Raw genomic sequence first — 15,073 nt, 5'->3', positions numbered from 1 at the left:
GGTCAAGCCTTGGCGGTGGCGTAGGCCGCGGCGAAGTCGGTATCGGGGTTACCGATACCGATGTTCGAACAGGCCTGCAGCTTCTGCGCGACGGTGAGGGTCTGCGCTTCGTCGTAGCGCACGCGGTTGGCAACTGCCGTTGCCAAGGCGGCGCCGGCCGAGGCATTGCCCGTGGCCAGTTGCTCCAGCTCGAGCAGGGTGTCGTAGGCCTCGGACGCACCGCCCAGGATCGAGTCCTTTACAGCGACCTTGGCCAGCTCGATGGTGTCGTGGATCTTGTCCGCCGACCAGGTGACGCTTGTGGCACCGTCGCCGGCGGTGTCGTCGATCACAGCGCCGGCCTGCCCCATCAGGCTGTAGATCTCGGCGATGGCCGCGACCAGGTTGCCCTTGGCCTGGGTGGGCAGGCTGGTCAGGTCGCCCTGCTTGGCGGTGAGGTTCTTGATGTCGGTGCCGATGGCATTGGCCAGTGCGATCAGGCGGGTTTCCATAGTCATAGCGTTCAGCCTTTTGCGAGTATGTAGTGGGCAAGCGGGTCAGGCTGGAAGTCGTCAGAGACGTGCAACCCATCCGCTTTTTGGGTCAGTCGGTTGTTTGGTTCGGCACTGATCTGCGCGCCGCCAATTCCCGGTGGCCCGGGCGGCCCCTGCTCCCCGCTCGCCACCAGCACTACCGCCAGCTTCTGCCGCTCGGCGACCAGCACATGCGGCACGGCGTCGACGATCACGATCGGGGCGTCAGCCATGGCAGCATCCCCCGCTGAGGGTCACCTTGCCCTGCAGCCAGCGCTGCACGCTGCCGTCGCTGAAGCTGATGTCCAGGCTGTATCGGGCCTCGCTCCAGTCGATGGTGGCCGTCTGTTCAGCTGTCATCTCCAGCAGCAGGCGGCCAGGGCCGGTAATGGCCAGGCCGCCGTTGTCGGTGCTGAACACCAGCTCAGCGCCCTGCTCCGGCGAAATCACCAACTCGGCGCCGCAGCTGGCGAGGTCGACCGGCAACTGGTATACGAGTGTGCCGCCGTTGGCGCGCTGGCCCAGGCCATTGATGTCGTTGTATTCGAGGGTGTCAGCATCCACCGGCTTGGCGATCCGGAACGGCTCGCGTGCCTTGTCGCGGTTCAGTGCGGACCACTGGCTTACGCCCTCAATCCACGTCGGCCACTCGCCGGGCAGGCCATGCGCCGGCACGGTGAGCTGTAGTGGCGCGGTCGGCAGAATCGCGGTGATCGGTCGGTAGGTGTAGGTGGGCTGCATCAGCAGCAGCGGTTTGCGCAGGGTGGCGCCTTTTGTCACGGGCAGGTCGAGGCAGGCCGGCTGCATGGCTGGCTACTCCAGGGCAATGGGGTCAGTACTCGGTGAGCGGGGTTACGCAGACCATGAGGTCGCCGTTGGCCACCGGGCGGATTTCGACGCGGGAGTAAGGGTCCGAGGTGAAGAACTCGGCTGGGTTGCCGCCGATCTCCACGTTGGAGAGCAGGCGGTTGGGCAGATTGAACACGAACTGCACGCTCTGCCCAACCACGCCATCGAAGTACTGCAGGCCGTTAATGTCGTAACGCTCGCCGGCGGCGTCGCGCAGCGGCCCGCCGATCAGCGCCCACTGCGACACATTCCCGGTTCTGCTGGTGCAGATCCATACGCCTTGATCATCAAGGTTCAGGTAGTGGCTGTTGACGTCGGCGGTAACGACGCCGTTCGGGTCGCCGCCACCCTGGTATTCATGTTGTACGCTCACGTAGTTTCCCCTGTAGTCAGTTGATTGCCGGCGCTGTCTACCAGCGGCTGGCCTTGTGAATTGGTGAGCTCGTTACCACCACCCGAGCTGCCTAACTGGATATCGATGCGGCGCTGCTCGCCATCGGCCCAATCGCCGGTGCTGGTAACCGTCCACTGCCACTGGCCGCCGTCAACGTTCGCCGTGAAGGTCGCGTCAGCCGCCAGCAGCAGGCCGTACCCCTCGACCTCGACAGACTGGAGCGCGCCTTCCGGCACCTCACCGCCGCCCAAGCCGATCACGAACATGTCGGCACCCTGTAGAAAGGCCACCGCCATCACCTGGCGATCGCCAGCCCCAGGTACTGAAACGGTTTGCGGCTGGATGCTGCCGAGCTGATTGCCCTGGGCGTCGAGGAAGTAGCCCAGTAAAAAGCCGTTGTCGCCCACGGTCACCAGGTGCCCGTCGGCGCCGCCTTCCAGAGCCGCCACGCGCGCCTGAAGATCGGCCACTGCCTGCAGCAAGTCCGTGATCACCCCGGCGGTGAGCGCGTTGTAAATCACACTGCCTACCGGCCAGTTCTGCTCGAGCGTGCCCTCGCGGCCGCGCTGCAGCGTGGCAGTGCCACTGGCCACAACCGAGTCGATGATTTCCCAGCGGGTCGGCTCGGCCGCACTGTCCGTCAGCGTCAGGCGGTACGGCCCATCCGGCAAATCCAGCGCGAGCGAAGTCGCACCGAGCGCCAGGGTGACCGGCCGGTTCCAGTTGTTCACGAAGTTCATATGAATCCTGCGATGGTTCGCCCGGGCATGTCGCAGTCGCGCATGGCCTGGCCGGTGATGGGGTTGTAAGCGGCGTTGTAGATGAAGTTCGGTACCAACCCGCCGCCACCGGCAGTGCGGATCGGATACTCGATGGTTTCGCCCGCCACACCCAGCGGCGTGAGCAGCGGGCCCCAAAAGGTTTTGTAGCCGGGTTGGCCCGTCAGGGTGTAGCTCTCGAAGGTGGCAAGCGACACCCAGTTCCTGCGCACCACGGCGCTGACGGTGTAGTAGTTGGTGTCCCAGAGCGCCGCCGGCAGGTAGATCAGCCCCGCGTCGTTACGAGGGTTCACCTTGTCCAGCGACAGCAGCGAGTTCATCGTCATCGGTTCATCGAGCTGGTGCTCCAACCCAACCGACGCTCTGTCAACGGACGCCGAAGTACCGGTGGCAGCCTGGCCGGCCGGCTTGGTGAGCGTGACCACCTCGTCAGACTCCATCCACACGTCGATGCTCGCCCCCTTGAAGCTGAACGTGAGCTCGTAGCGGTAGTTGAAGATGTAGCTTTGCCGGGTAGGCGGAATCGGTGGCGCTTCACCGGGCTGCCAGGGCTCGCAAGTACCAGATTCGGCGTTTGGCTTGCCCCACTGGTACGAATCAGTAGAGGTGGTGATCGTCTCTTGGCGGGCGGCGCTGTAGCTTGCGGTGATGTAATCGATGTCGTCACCTGCGAACACGGCACCGACCACCACGCTACTTCGTCGCCCCTCCCAGCCCCGTGAACCGTTATCCCCGGTGGTTTCGTTGGGCCTGTCCTGCACCTCGGGGTGCGAGGTACAGCTCGGGTAATCGTCCGATACGCTGGTCAGGCGCTTGAGATCGCTGTTAACCGTGAAGCTGTAACTGCCCAAAAGCTCGGTGGCAGTGCGCCGAATCGTTGCCGTGCCCTTTATCTCGCCCTGGTCATCCAGGCTCAGCACCAGTTCGATGATCGCAACCATGGTGGTCGCCCACCCGGCGGTGTCCGCCAGACCGGCTAGGCTCACGCCGAATAGATGGCGCGTACCGTCCGGGCTGATATCCAGTGTACTGAGCCCATAGCTCGGCACCGGCATGATCCTTGAGGCCAGGGATCCGTCGTACTCGATCGCGGCCTTGGACCAGTCGAGCTGAACATCGGCCAGTGGCAGTTGGGTCAGTATCCTCGATGCACCACCGCGCGGCTGCGCCTCGAACCGCACCTGCCCATCGAACACGCTGCCGTAAACGAACAAGTGGCGCGTCAGCTCGCCAAGGCGTACCGGCAGGTACAACCCGCCGCCCACGATTCGGCGACCAAGCAGTTTGCCCCCAGCGGCCTCAATCTGTTCGTTGGGCGGCGGGTCCGGCATACCGATGTCCCAGAGATAGCCGTTTTGCTGCGCGGCGTAATCCGCCATCCGGTGGTTCTCGCCCAGGTACAGCGAGTAAAACGCCGGCATGGGTACCGGCGCCCGGCCGTCCATGGGGTCGAGCATGACCTGCGGATTGCCCTGGGTGGTGTACACCAGGCCGTGGTACGGCAGCGGATCGATGCCCATGATCGCGCTGGGCGGCCAGGTGTTAGCCATTCGGGTTCTCCGGTGGTTTCGGGTTGCCGTTTTCGTCCAGCTTGTCGAAACCTTCGACGATGATCTGCCGCCCCTCGGCATCGACCATCACCATGCGGGTGATCATCTTCACTGCGAAGTAGCCGCTTGCATCGAATGTGGCGATGTAGCTGGGCTCTTCCGCATAAATTATCTGCTGCACGGTCAGTGGGCTGGCGATGCCGGCACCGCCAGGGCTGGCCGGCGGCGGCGTGTATACACCCACTCCGACACCTCCAGCCAACCCACCACGCGGTTCTTGCCGCTGCAGGGTCCGATTCTGGCGGGGTGGCGTCACCACTGCGTTGATGTCATCGACCTGCTGCTTGCCTGTACGGCGCTCGATCATGTCGCGGCCGATCTGGCGGCGGGCCGCTTCATTGCTCGTGCCGATATTCCGCCGAGCAGCTTCGTTCTTTTTCCCGATTGCGCGGCGCTCGCGTTCTCCAGGTGACATGCTTACAGCTCCAGAAGATCGTCCGGGATGCCCACTCGGTACGAGCGCTCAGCGGTTGCCGTGCGTTCGTCGCGGTACTCGGCGAGGATGTCGTGGGTTTTCGCGCGAAAGTTGCGCGGGTAGGTTTCATCACTCGTCGTCACGGAGTAATTGCCAGTGAAGCCCAGCCATGTTTCGTCGAACGGTGGTGAATCCACGCGCCCGCCGATGTGCGTGCCGAGCCCTGGGGCGTTCCCCGGCACCGGAGGAAGTGTCGTATCTGGCGACCCAGGTACCGACAACGGATCGCTTTCTCCGCCGCCCTGCATAAGTGCGACATCAAGCGTGGTGATAGCCGTGCCTTCCCCAAGGTCGAGCACATGCTGAATACGCCGGCACTTGCCTTTTCCCTGAGCCCGATCGCCAAGCTCGAGGGTGTGCACCAGGTCGATACTCAGAGCCATATCGGTGGGTACCTGCCAGCTCAGCGACGTGCCTCGGTGCGCGCTCACAAGCGACGTACTTCCGCGCTGAAGCAAACACTCCAGCGCGAGACCACGGCGTGAGTCATCGATCAGGTCTTCACTACGGCTTTCGCCCAAAGCCTTGCCCTGCTCCCAATCATCGGCCCGCTCGCTCTCCACCTCGAAACTGGTGGATTCCCGGTTGATTACGCGGGTGGCTTCTTCCGCGCCCAGAGGCGTGAACAGCGCAAGCTTGTACTGCTCGGTAACGGTTTGCACCCAGCGACGCGCACCGACCGCGCTCGCGCTGAGCCACAAGTTGTCGAATGTGTTGACCCAAGGGATTCCGTCACCGCAAGGGTTAGGCATGCCAAGCGGTAGCTTGTAGCCACCCACCGCACCGATCATCTGTAGACCAGCACCGGTTACGGCAGCTTCGACCATTTCAGTCGTCGGCAACTCGGTAGAGTCGCGGCGCCACATGCAGAAACCCTGAAGGCCTGTAAATCCGCCTGTGCCTGTGTGCGTCCAGCCGAATCGCTGGTTGAGCTGCCACAACCGGCTGTACCGGTAGTCGAGCGTGATCTCGACATAGTTCGTGGTGCCGCCATGGGCCTGCAGCTCGATCTGCACACTGCCGTCCAGGGTCTGGCCTGAGCCGAACACGAAATGTGGCGTGGCCGCGGCGTACCAGCTGGTGGTGCGCAGGTTGCCGTAGGTGTCGGCATCCAGGCTGGCCGGGCGGGTGCTCATGCGCTCGACGGCGTAGTCCCAGTGGCTGCGGCCATCGACCGGCTCGAACACGTCCGCCGACCAGGTGCCGCCGCACAGCGTGTCGATCTGTTCAAGCGTCAGGCCCTCGATGCGCTGCTGCAGCTGGTCGCTGCACTCGCAGCCCAGAACGCGGGTGGTGGCGTCCCAGGTGGGCAGCTCGAGCAGGCCGGTGTACAGGCGGGCTTCGGTCACCACGCCATAGCGGTCACGGCTGATGTAGTCGAGCGTCACGGCCTTGCCGATCCACTGCGTGGGCACCACTGGTTGCCCGGGCGCCAGGTACAGGCTGAAGCCCGCCACCGCGGCGGCGCCCTCTTCCCGGTCGACGTCCAGCTGCCCGGTGAGAATCGCCGTCATGTCCACCCCGCCGACCAGCAGCCGCACACGCCACACGTAAGAGGTGCCGTGCACGCGATACTCGGGCTCAGGCTGCGGCGCCGCACCGGCCCGGAGCGTGTTCAGCGGGCCGCTGTTGAGCGGGGATCCGTTGATCATGTCAGGCCTCTTCCCAGGTGATGGACCAGCTGTGGTTGGCGGTTGCCGCACTCTGCGAGCCGCCTGGCTTGTTGGCGAACACCGAGAACACCGGCAGCCAGCTTGCCATGTACAACGTGGCGCCAGGCACTGGCGGGATGGTCAGAACGCCCGGGCCGCCGTCTTCGCCAGGCTCGTAGCTGCTCGGCACATCCACCCAATCGCGCCCCACCAAGGCCATGCCCCACGGGGCGTAGTCCGGGCGAGGCGTGCCGGCGAGGTTGAAGGTTGGGCCAGCGCCCGCCTGGTTCTGCACCTTGGTGCTGCGCAGCTCCAGCGGGCCGGTGTATTCCAGCCCTTCCAGACCGGGCGGCATCCAGCCGGCGCCGTTGATGCTGCCGGCAGACCGGCTCCAGTGCTGTTGCTTCACCGCCGCCCCGCCGCTCATGCGCAGCAGGCTGTTGCCGCCGATAGGCTCGATGCTTTCTTCAGGCGCACCGGCGTGCAACACGATCGGCACGCCGCCGAGCATGAGGGGTGGCAATGCCATGGGTAAGGCTCCAGAAATAAGAAGCCCGCCGGGTGGCGGGCTGGTTAGCTGAGTACGCAGTGCTATTAATCCTCGGCCTTCGCCAACTCACCCAGCGAAAAACCATCAATCGAACTGATACGCCCGCGCCAGTAAGTACCGTTGTTCGGTACAAACGCTCCGTTGTTGAAAAGCTTTGCGTCCTTCAGATGAATGTAGAAACGACCCAGGTCATTATCATCTTCATAACCGGGCTCATAGGGGCGTTTCCAGTAGTTGAAGAGCTGAGCCAGAGTATCGTTGGTTTCACCGGCAGAAGTCGGGAAGTAAACCTTCTCGACGTATTCGATGTATTCCTTTCCAGACACAAGCGTTCCAGTGATGAATCCCGCGCCTACAGTCACCGTGATAGGCAGGTTCATCCCGTTATTGGCCCACTCAACGAGGGTCTGCAGCATCCAATCCCTGTCATCTAACGCGCCTAGAGGCTTGCGTTTTTCATCGGCAACATCATCCATAGCAAAGCTCCTTAAATGGTCGGACTTCAAAACATAGCAGATAGCCATCAACTCGCTTAATCGGACTTGCCAAATTTCATTGCCAAACGCTGCAACCTCCTCGCCTCGTTCGACGGCATGTAAGCGGTCACCGACTCCCCGCCGGGCAGGTTGAAATTGACCGAGCCGAGATCCGGATAATCCGGGCCGGCAGCGCGATCAAGAAGTGCCTGGCTCGGCTGCGGAATACTCGGCGCGCTGATCGGCGGTGCGCGGAACACGCCGCCCTCGGCGAACGCCGGCATCTGCAGCCGGTTCAGCTGGTGCACGAAGTCCGGGCCGAAGTGCCGCACGGCCCGGGCGTTCAGCACGCCCTCACCGTTCGAGAGCCTGGCCACGATACTGTCGCTTGTGCCGGTACCGGGGCCGCGGATGATGCCGCCGGTGGCGTAACCAGGCAGCGGGCCGGACGGCACCATGCTCGGGCCAACCGAAAGGTTGATCGGCACGTTGCCCAAGCCCTTCAGCTGCTCGATCAGCGCGCTGAACTGCTGCAGCACCCCGTTCGTGGACTCCTCGCTCAGCTTGCTCTCGACCGCCACCGGCGGCACGTCCGGCGCCACGGCGATGGGCCGCAGCAGTGCCGGCACCACCGGCGGCCCATCCTCTGGCACGCTCACCTTCTTCACCACCACCTCAGCCTCAACGGCCGGCAGGTTGGTGAAGCTGTTCGCCCCATCCTTGCGGATACCCTTAGGCAACACGTCCACCTCGACCACCGGCAAATTCGTGAAGCTGTTTTCGGCGACCTTACGGATGCCCTTCGGCAGGATGTCCGCCTCCACGGGAGGCAGGTTGGTCCAGCTGTTGGGGCCGTCCTGGCGGATGGTCGAGGGCGCTACCGGGGCCTTCACAGGCGGCAGGCTGGTTTCAGAGCCGGCGGCCTGCTTGATCCCGGTCGGCTGCACATCCGCCGCCACGGTACCGCTGACCTTCGGTGGTGCCGAGGGCGTGGCTGCCGGTGGCGTGGAAGGCGTGCTGGCGGCACCGGGCGTGCTCACCGAACCGCTGCGCGGATCGATGACGAACGACTTGCCGATCATCTGTGCCCAGCGCTGCATCTTGGCAGTCGCCTCGGCCAGCGCCGCGTCGTCCACGGTCGGGGACAGCTTGAAGTTCTTCAGCTCCTCTAATTCCTTCTTGAGGTCGCGAACCTTGTCGATCTCTTTCTGGCGCAGCGCTTCGGCGTTCTTCACCAGGGCGCTGTCAGCCTGGTTCTCAATGGCTTCCAGCCCCTTGATCAGCCCAGCGAAACCCCAGGTGCTCTCGCCGGCGTCCGCCAACTCAATGAGCATGTCCAGTGACTCCTGGGCGTACTTCTTCGCCCGCTGGAAGTCACCAGCTACCAGCGCGCGGTTCGCTGCCACCTTCAGGTCAGTGGCATTGCCGTAGCTGGCCGGGCCAGTGGCACCAACGCGCAGCTTTTCGTACGCATCCTTGTAGCGCTTTTGCGTGGCCAGTTGCTCGTCCTGAGCCTTGCGCAGCCTCGAGTTCGCACGTGTCTGCGCGGCCACTTGGTCGTTCACGGCAGTCTTGAAGGCGTTGGTCAGGACTTCCTGCACGGTGGTGAACTGGCTGGCGTAGGCGCGCATAGATGCCAGCCGCTGCTCCTCGATGCGCTCGGCTTCAGTCCGCCCAAGCTCTTCAGCCTGGGTAACATCTTCGATCGCATCGGCAGCCTGAGCGCTGTACTGCTGGTATGCATCCGCCAGATTGGCGCCTGCGCCGAAACCAGGAATGAGGGTGCCCAACTGCTTTCCGGCCGTAATCGCCAGACTGTTCAGCAAGTCCACCGCTTTTTGGCCCTTGCCGTCCACCAGATCACTGATGGAATCGGAGATTTTATCCAGCCCACTTGTGGCCGCAGCCGAGGCGCCGGTGATCTTGTCGATAGATCCGATCAGCTTGTCGATCGACTGAGAGAAGGTGCCAGCGGCGTCACCGCCAGTAACGCGCATTGCATCGGCCATTCCGAGCAATGCAGCCGATTGCTCGGACATAGCATTAACGAACTTCTCCGTTGTGAGCTCGCCCGCATTTGCCATACGGATCAACTCAGCACGGCTGACCCCAAGGCTCTTGGTGAGAGCGTCAGTCAGGGCACTTGAGTTGAGCAGAACAGCATTGAAAGCATCGCCACGGATGACGCCGGTCTGCATGCCTTTATTTATGGCATCAATGACTGAGGCCGCACGCTGCCCCTTGATGCTGTTGGCAACTAAACCCGCGTTAAGGGCTGCGACCACGTCAGTGACCTGGGCAGTTGAGAACCCCATATCGTTCAACGGCTTGAGCGTACCCAGGAATAGCTCACTTACCTGTTCAATTGGAACACGTAGACGGCGCGACGCATCCTCAAGCCTAGCCTGAGAACGCTCGTATGCTTCCTGGGTAGGAAGCGCATTGCGCATGCGGTCTTCCAGCTCGCCCACTGCATCCGCGGCGTTGAAGTAGAAGCTTGCAACCCGCTGCACTGTGTAGGCCGCCGCGGCAACAGCAGCGATTCGGGCCGTGATGGCGGCAATCCCACTACCGCCCTCACTACCCTGCTCAGACCCCAGCGCGGCGATCTGCTGCTGCGTACGTCGCAGGCTCGCTTGATACTGGATCTCGGCAGCGATGCGTTCCTGGGCGGACATCTGCCCAGCCTGGGTCAGGCGGGCGTAATCGGAACGAAGGGTGACCAGCTGAGCACGTAGCTCGCGCAGCTTGGTAACGCCGAAGGTATCCATGGCCCGGCTGATAGCTGCATCACCCTGGCCCTTGCCAATGGCACCCGCCAAAGCGCCCTGCAGGCGCTGCTGCTCGGCGGCCAGGTTGCGGTAGTCCACACCCGCCGCCTTCAGTTCGGCGCGCTGCTCGCGCACGCGGTTCTTCTGCAGTTCAAAGGCGCGGGTTGCGCTATTCAGGGTGCGTTCGGCGCGGGCCAGATCCCGATCCAGCTCTTTCACTGGCTGCCCTGCGGCGGCAATAGCGGTTTTCAGCTCATCGACACGACGCTTTGCCGCAAAGAATTCGGCGGTCGCCTTCTTGGCCGACTCGGTGGTCTTCTGCAGCGCCTCGATCTGGCTCAGCGGCTTCTGGATGACCTTGACCAGTTCCTGGTATTCCTTGCGAAAACCGGAGATCCCCTTCTCGGCACCATCAGTGTCGGCCGTCAGCCGCAGCTCAACGTCAGCCATGGGGTCACTCCTTCAGGCAGCGCTTGAACAGGCGCCACGGGTAATGGATTGCGTTGGGGTGGCCGAGGCGGCCAAGCACAGCGATGCAGGATTCGAGATCCGCTAGGAATTGCTCCGGGCCGCCGCCATTCGAGCCAGAGCGCCGAAAAAATCCGGGTTCAACTCCTTGGCCTTGGCCAGCACCTTGCGCAGCTCACCGCCGGTCAGTTGGCTGAGTTCTTCCTTCCTGAGATTTGCCATCACGCCAAGGTCGCTCAGTCGGCAGCCATCGAAGAGGTAGTTGTCGAGCTGGTAATGCATCAGCTCTTCCTGGCTGGCGTCGGCGCCTGGCCAGGTGTTCAACATCATCACCTGACGCATCTGCGCGACCGTCAGCTCGGAAACAACGATATCCCGCCGATTTTCTTCTGGACCAACACGCACGACGTCCTTCGCTGCTGAATCACTCATGCTTTTCTCCAGGTAATAAAAAACCCGCCGAAGCGGGCTTGTGCGGGTGGAAAAAATCACATTGAGAGGTCAGACCCCATCCACTCATCCTTAGATGGAAAACCCTCAACGGTAATGGAAAATGGGGTACGAATCTTTGCACCAAAAGCGTTTTGGGCGTCGACATAAGACTCGACGCGATACTTGCATTTGGAAGTTTCGGTTATTCGCACCCGGGATGAACTGGACAGCGGAAAGTCAGCAGTCGAAGGCGCATTCAAGTGCCGCTCTATGATTCTTTGAGCTGCACCATATGCCCGTGACTCGCTACAAGTGAATTCGGATTTACCGCAGCCGGCGAGGATCGACAATCCCAGCAATGCTGTCATTGCTTTATACATTGGCTTCCCTCCCATTCAATGGCGGGAATCTACCACCTGCTGGAAAGTCGGGCCATCCTTGGCCCACTGCATCACTCCACGTCCTTGATCTCCATGTACTGCGAGAGGCCGGTTCCGACCTTGGTAGGGTCCTTCTCGACCTTGGCGGTGAACTCCATGCCCTGGAACTCGTCGCCGATGAAGCCGAGCGTGGCCGGCGAGTGGTTCACGCGGAACACTTCGATCACTACCGGCTTGCCGCTGCGCGCCTCGTTGAGGCCGACGAACACCTGGCGATAGCGCTTGCCGGACTTGACCAAGGCCTGAATGGTGGCGTGCTTGGCGAACGCGTAGTCCACTTCCACATCTAGGCCGGCTGCAGGTACTGCACCGCCTTCGGTGATGACCGGGAAGCCAGCCGGGTCGAGGGAGTAGTCGGTGTCCAACACCAAGGGCGTGCTGCCGGCTGCTGGGGTGACCACAACGCTGGTCGCTCCGGGGTTGCGTAGCAAGAGCAGCGCGCCCGGGTACGCCTTGTGCTCTTCACCGGTTACGGTACCGGCTGCCACGTCCGACGCACTGCCGTAGAGCGCACGGGCCATGTTGTCCTTCTTGAAGTGGCGGGCGTTGTAGTTGATGTTCAGCGAGCTGATGCGCTGTACCGAGGCATCAAGGCCGCCGCCTGGGCTGGTGTAGTCCTGCTCTTCGATTTCCTGAGGGGTTGCCTCGTAGGTCAACGAGCTGACGTTGCCGATGAAGATGAGGCCTTTGGGCTCGTCGATATCTTCGAGATACATCTTGCCTACGCCGAGGTAGGCGCCACGGTTATCAGCCATTGCTCACCTCCTGGCCTTCGATCTTGCCCTGGCGAACGAGCCACTCTTTCTGAGCAGCCGTCACCTTGATTTTGTTCTTCGCCTGGCAGGGTTTGCCGGCGTGGGTATGGGGCTTGCTGAGGGTGACCTCAACAAGCTCGCGCTTGGGCTTGTCTGCCTGCGCAGCGGCTGCCTGATCGGCAGCGGTCTTGCTGGTCATGGGGTCATGCTCCGTTCTGCTGAATGATAATGTGAAGCTGGAGCGGCATGAGCACCGTGCCAGCGTTGAGCCCGTCACCCGGCGGGAACATCTGGCCGGGCTCCAGCGTGACCTGGTACGGCCCAGGCCGGCCCCAGGGGTTGGGTACGCCCTCGGCCACTTGCAAGCAGGCGACGAGGTCGCAGTAAAGCTCTTCGAGCTGCTCGAGGTAGTTGTCCGCCGCGCCATTGACTGCCCCAACCACCCGGCGCCCCACGCGTGTAAGCGTTGCGCCTGGCCCCCAGCTGCCCGGCACGTACAGGCCGGGCTGCAGGGCGATGAAGGGGAACACCAGGTCAGGCGCCTGCATCAGCTCGCTGAGCCAGCCTTCGCGGATGCGGGTACCGGCGTCGGTGAGGTAGCCGTTAGCAGGCATGATCTGCCCGAGGCGCTGGACCATTGCCTGGTGCGCCTGCTTGATGGGGTTGGTCATAAGTTGATGCGCCTCAGTTGGCGTTCAATCTCGGGTTCGAGTTTGCGCTGAGCATCGGCACCGATATCGTCCAGCTTGGTGCTGAGCACCTGGGACGGAGACGGGCCGTGCAGCACTTCGATCGGCAGGCGAGGCTTGCCCGTACGCTCGGCGATCAACCCGCCGGCCGGGCCAATAGGCGCGATAAAGGCGGTTTCGATCAGCTCCGTCCAGCCCTTGCCCACCTCGACGCGAACACCTGCCTTCACCCGCTTGCCGTTCTTGCCTTGTCGCCACATCTGGCGGTTCGGGAACTGGCTGAGGGTGACGCCGCGCCGCCGCGCGAAGATGATCACGCGCAGCTCATCGGGCGTGGCAGGGATGAAGTTCACTTCGTTGCGGATGTAGCTGGGCTTGAGGTTGATTTCGTCGCGAATCTCCCGCCAGCTCTGCGTGCGGGTGCCGCGCCCTACGGTGTTCAAGGCCATTTGCACGGCCCGCCGCAGCTTGTTGGGTGCGGCCGCGAAGCGGGCCAGCGCAGCTTCGCCACCTCTGACCTCAACGCGAAAGCTGTCGTAGCCGGCCATCAGGTCACCTCCAGTAGCTCCCAGCGTTCGACCAGGCCGTCGCTATCAATCGGCTCGGCCAGCTTGAAGCGCCCTTCGGGCACCGTGAGGATGCCCCCTCGACGGCCCTGCACCTGGTGGCAGCGCAGTTCGGCCAGCACCCGCACGGGGCGGAACAAGCCATCAGCGCCGGCCACGGTGACGTTGCGCGCCAGGATCACCTCACACGGCACCGGTATACTGCCGGGTGCCACGTAGGTGGGCTTGCACGTAGCGCGATCCTCGCCGAACACACGGAACAGGCTGTCGTCAGCGCGGCGCATGAGTCGGTCGAAGTCGCTGGGCATGGTCAGTCGCCTGTCGCGTCGTCGCCACTGCCGCCAGCGCCGCCGGCAGGGGCAGCGGTGGTATCGACGGCCGCCGTGTTGTCGCTGCCAGCTTCCTCGATGACCTTACTGGCCAGCAGCTCCTTGATGAACTCGCTGGGAACCGGCTGCGGGTCTTTCGAGGCCTTGATGATCACCTTCTTGCCGCCCTTTTTCGGGATGGCGTGCACGGTGGTTTTCACGATGTAGAGCTTTGCCATGGGATATCTCCTGAAGGCGCGCGGCTGCGCGCCTCAGCGAAAGGGAGCCGATCAGGCTACGGTGACGAACACGAACTCGTCGGCATCGAACAGCGCCGGCACCGGCGCGGTCTGCGTTTGCAGCCACTCGACGCTGGGGTTGTCGGTGAACCAGTTCGACGGGTAGCGCGTAGCCTCAGCGATGCCATTTGCGTTGGCCTTGGCATCCTGAATGCCGCCGTAGGCCATCACGTTGTCGGCGCTGGCCGGGGCAATCAGCACGCCGTAGTCCGGCATGAAATTGGTCTTCGCGCCTTCGTCGTCGGTGTACTTGCCGGTGTAGACGACGATCTCGAACTCGCCGAAGAAGCCCTTGCGCATAACTTCCTTCTCGAGCTGCGGCCCGAGCTCCAGCTGACTGGTGCTGCCGCGGCGCGTTTCGAGCAGGGCCTTCACGGCCTTGAAGCGGCTGAACAGCTTCCAGGCGCCCTTACCCATGATCACCAGCCCGACGGCGCCGGTGGTCTCGGCGCTCCACTCTTCCAGGTCGTCGGTGGGGTCGTAGGTTTCCACGTCCGCGGCGTCCCACTTGGCAGCGCCGGCGAGCACGATCTGGTTCTCGGGGCTGCGGCCATAGTCGACCTCGACCGCCGGGTGGTCGGGGCCTTCCATGATCACCTTGCCGTAGAGCACCGCCTGCACCGCCATCCACTCTTCGCGGGCAACGATGTTTTCCTCTTGCTCAACGAGGATGTCGCCGATCACAGCATCGTGACGCTCGGCGGCGCTCATCTCGCCATTCAGCGCCTCGCCCAGGCGGCGCTTGAGCAAGCGCGTGGGCCGCACCACATCGGTTTCCTTGATGTAGGCCGGCTTGATGGTGCTGAGGAAGCCACCGCGCTCACGGCGCGGGCGACCGGAAACTAGCGGCGACACGAAGGGCGCTAGGCGGCGGTCCTTCTTGATTTTGTCGAACGCCACTTCTTCGGTACCGAAGGTCGCGGCAGTCGGGAAGAACATCTGCAGAAACAGCGGGGTGAACTTGGGAAGGATTTCCTTCACACCCAAGAGGGTGGTCGTATCGTAGCCAGCGGCCATTGTTCAGTCTCCTGAAATGAAAAAGGCCGCT

General features: G+C 63.0%; 19 protein-coding genes. All 19 read right to left on the bottom strand.

All coding sequences use genetic code 11. The annotated features are described in order from the left end of the window. Positions 1-2: 2 nt before the first annotated feature. The 19 genes from BVH06_RS22180 to BVH06_RS22090 all read right to left on the bottom strand — a co-directional run bounded on the left by BVH06_RS22180 (position 3) and on the right by BVH06_RS22090 (position 15,042). Positions 3-497 carry a hypothetical protein gene (locus tag BVH06_RS22180; RefSeq protein WP_075935513.1) on the bottom strand — a complete coding sequence of 165 codons (495 nt, stop codon included), beginning with the start codon at positions 495-497 and terminating at the stop codon, positions 3-5. Between the two features lie 5 nt (positions 498-502). After that, positions 503-745, bottom strand: a complete 243-nt coding sequence (locus BVH06_RS22175; RefSeq protein WP_075935512.1) for a hypothetical protein — start codon at positions 743-745, stop codon at positions 503-505. Beyond that, positions 738-1,319, bottom strand: coding sequence for a hypothetical protein (locus tag BVH06_RS22170; RefSeq protein ID WP_075935511.1), 582 nt, complete (start codon positions 1,317-1,319; stop codon positions 738-740). The genes BVH06_RS22175 and BVH06_RS22170 overlap by 8 nt, the downstream gene beginning before the upstream one ends. 25 nt (positions 1,320-1,344) lie before the next feature. Beyond that, positions 1,345-1,734 carry a hypothetical protein gene (locus tag BVH06_RS22165; RefSeq protein WP_075935510.1) on the bottom strand — a complete coding sequence of 130 codons (390 nt, stop codon included), beginning with the start codon at positions 1,732-1,734 and terminating at the stop codon, positions 1,345-1,347. Then, the gene (locus BVH06_RS22160) at positions 1,731-2,495 is read right to left on the bottom strand and encodes a hypothetical protein (RefSeq protein WP_075935509.1); all 765 of its coding nucleotides are present in this window, start codon (positions 2,493-2,495) and stop codon (positions 1,731-1,733) included. Before BVH06_RS22160 ends, BVH06_RS22165 begins: the two co-directional genes overlap by 4 nt. Continuing rightward, positions 2,492-4,084, bottom strand: coding sequence for a hypothetical protein (locus BVH06_RS22155; protein WP_075935508.1), 1,593 nt, complete (start codon positions 4,082-4,084; stop codon positions 2,492-2,494). Before BVH06_RS22155 ends, BVH06_RS22160 begins: the two co-directional genes overlap by 4 nt. Continuing rightward, the gene (locus BVH06_RS22150; protein WP_075935507.1) at positions 4,077-4,559 is read right to left on the bottom strand and encodes a hypothetical protein; all 483 of its coding nucleotides are present in this window, start codon (positions 4,557-4,559) and stop codon (positions 4,077-4,079) included. The genes BVH06_RS22155 and BVH06_RS22150 overlap by 8 nt, the downstream gene beginning before the upstream one ends. Positions 4,560-4,561: 2 nt before the next feature. Continuing rightward, positions 4,562-6,271 (bottom strand): hypothetical protein, encoded by a 1,710-nt coding sequence (locus BVH06_RS22145; protein ID WP_075935506.1) that lies wholly within the window; start codon positions 6,269-6,271, stop codon positions 4,562-4,564. Position 6,272: 1 nt separating this feature from the next. Then, positions 6,273-6,800, bottom strand: coding sequence for a hypothetical protein (locus tag BVH06_RS22140; protein ID WP_075935505.1), 528 nt, complete (start codon positions 6,798-6,800; stop codon positions 6,273-6,275). 65 nt (positions 6,801-6,865) lie between these two features. Then, positions 6,866-7,297, bottom strand: a complete 432-nt coding sequence (locus BVH06_RS22135; RefSeq protein ID WP_075935504.1) for a hypothetical protein — start codon at positions 7,295-7,297, stop codon at positions 6,866-6,868. Positions 7,298-7,353: 56 nt separating this feature from the next. Then, positions 7,354-10,518, bottom strand: coding sequence for a tape measure protein (locus BVH06_RS22130; protein WP_075935503.1), 3,165 nt, complete (start codon positions 10,516-10,518; stop codon positions 7,354-7,356). Between the two features lie 102 nt (positions 10,519-10,620). Continuing rightward, positions 10,621-10,968 (bottom strand): hypothetical protein, encoded by a 348-nt coding sequence (locus BVH06_RS22125; RefSeq protein WP_075935502.1) that lies wholly within the window; start codon positions 10,966-10,968, stop codon positions 10,621-10,623. Positions 10,969-11,419: 451 nt separating this feature from the next. Beyond that, complete coding sequence (locus BVH06_RS22120) at positions 11,420-12,163, bottom strand: hypothetical protein (RefSeq protein WP_075935501.1); 744 nt, start codon at positions 12,161-12,163, stop codon at positions 11,420-11,422. Continuing rightward, a complete protein-coding gene (locus BVH06_RS22115; protein ID WP_075935500.1) occupies positions 12,156-12,362 on the bottom strand; it encodes a hypothetical protein in 207 nt (68 codons plus the stop codon). Before BVH06_RS22115 ends, BVH06_RS22120 begins: the two co-directional genes overlap by 8 nt. 4 nt (positions 12,363-12,366) lie before the next feature. Then, on the bottom strand, positions 12,367-12,834 hold the full coding sequence (locus tag BVH06_RS22110) for a hypothetical protein (RefSeq protein WP_075935499.1): 468 nt from the start codon (positions 12,832-12,834) through the stop codon (positions 12,367-12,369). Further along, the gene (locus BVH06_RS22105; protein ID WP_075935498.1) at positions 12,831-13,400 is read right to left on the bottom strand and encodes a phage tail protein; all 570 of its coding nucleotides are present in this window, start codon (positions 13,398-13,400) and stop codon (positions 12,831-12,833) included. Before BVH06_RS22105 ends, BVH06_RS22110 begins: the two co-directional genes overlap by 4 nt. Continuing rightward, positions 13,400-13,726, bottom strand: a complete 327-nt coding sequence (locus BVH06_RS22100) for a hypothetical protein (RefSeq protein WP_075935497.1) — start codon at positions 13,724-13,726, stop codon at positions 13,400-13,402. Before BVH06_RS22100 ends, BVH06_RS22105 begins: the two co-directional genes overlap by 1 nt. Before the next feature lie 2 nt (positions 13,727-13,728). Continuing rightward, positions 13,729-13,965, bottom strand: a complete 237-nt coding sequence (locus BVH06_RS22095) for a hypothetical protein (protein ID WP_075935496.1) — start codon at positions 13,963-13,965, stop codon at positions 13,729-13,731. A gap of 51 nt (positions 13,966-14,016) precedes the next feature. Beyond that, on the bottom strand, positions 14,017-15,042 hold the full coding sequence (locus BVH06_RS22090; RefSeq protein WP_075935495.1) for a major capsid protein: 1,026 nt from the start codon (positions 15,040-15,042) through the stop codon (positions 14,017-14,019). Positions 15,043-15,073 lie beyond the last annotated feature (31 nt).

The sequence above is a fragment of the Pseudomonas sp. PA27(2017) genome, from assembly GCF_001945445.1.
In the GTDB taxonomy this organism is placed as follows: domain Bacteria; phylum Pseudomonadota; class Gammaproteobacteria; order Pseudomonadales; family Pseudomonadaceae; genus Aquipseudomonas.
This window is presented reverse-complemented; position numbering and strand designations above follow the sequence as displayed.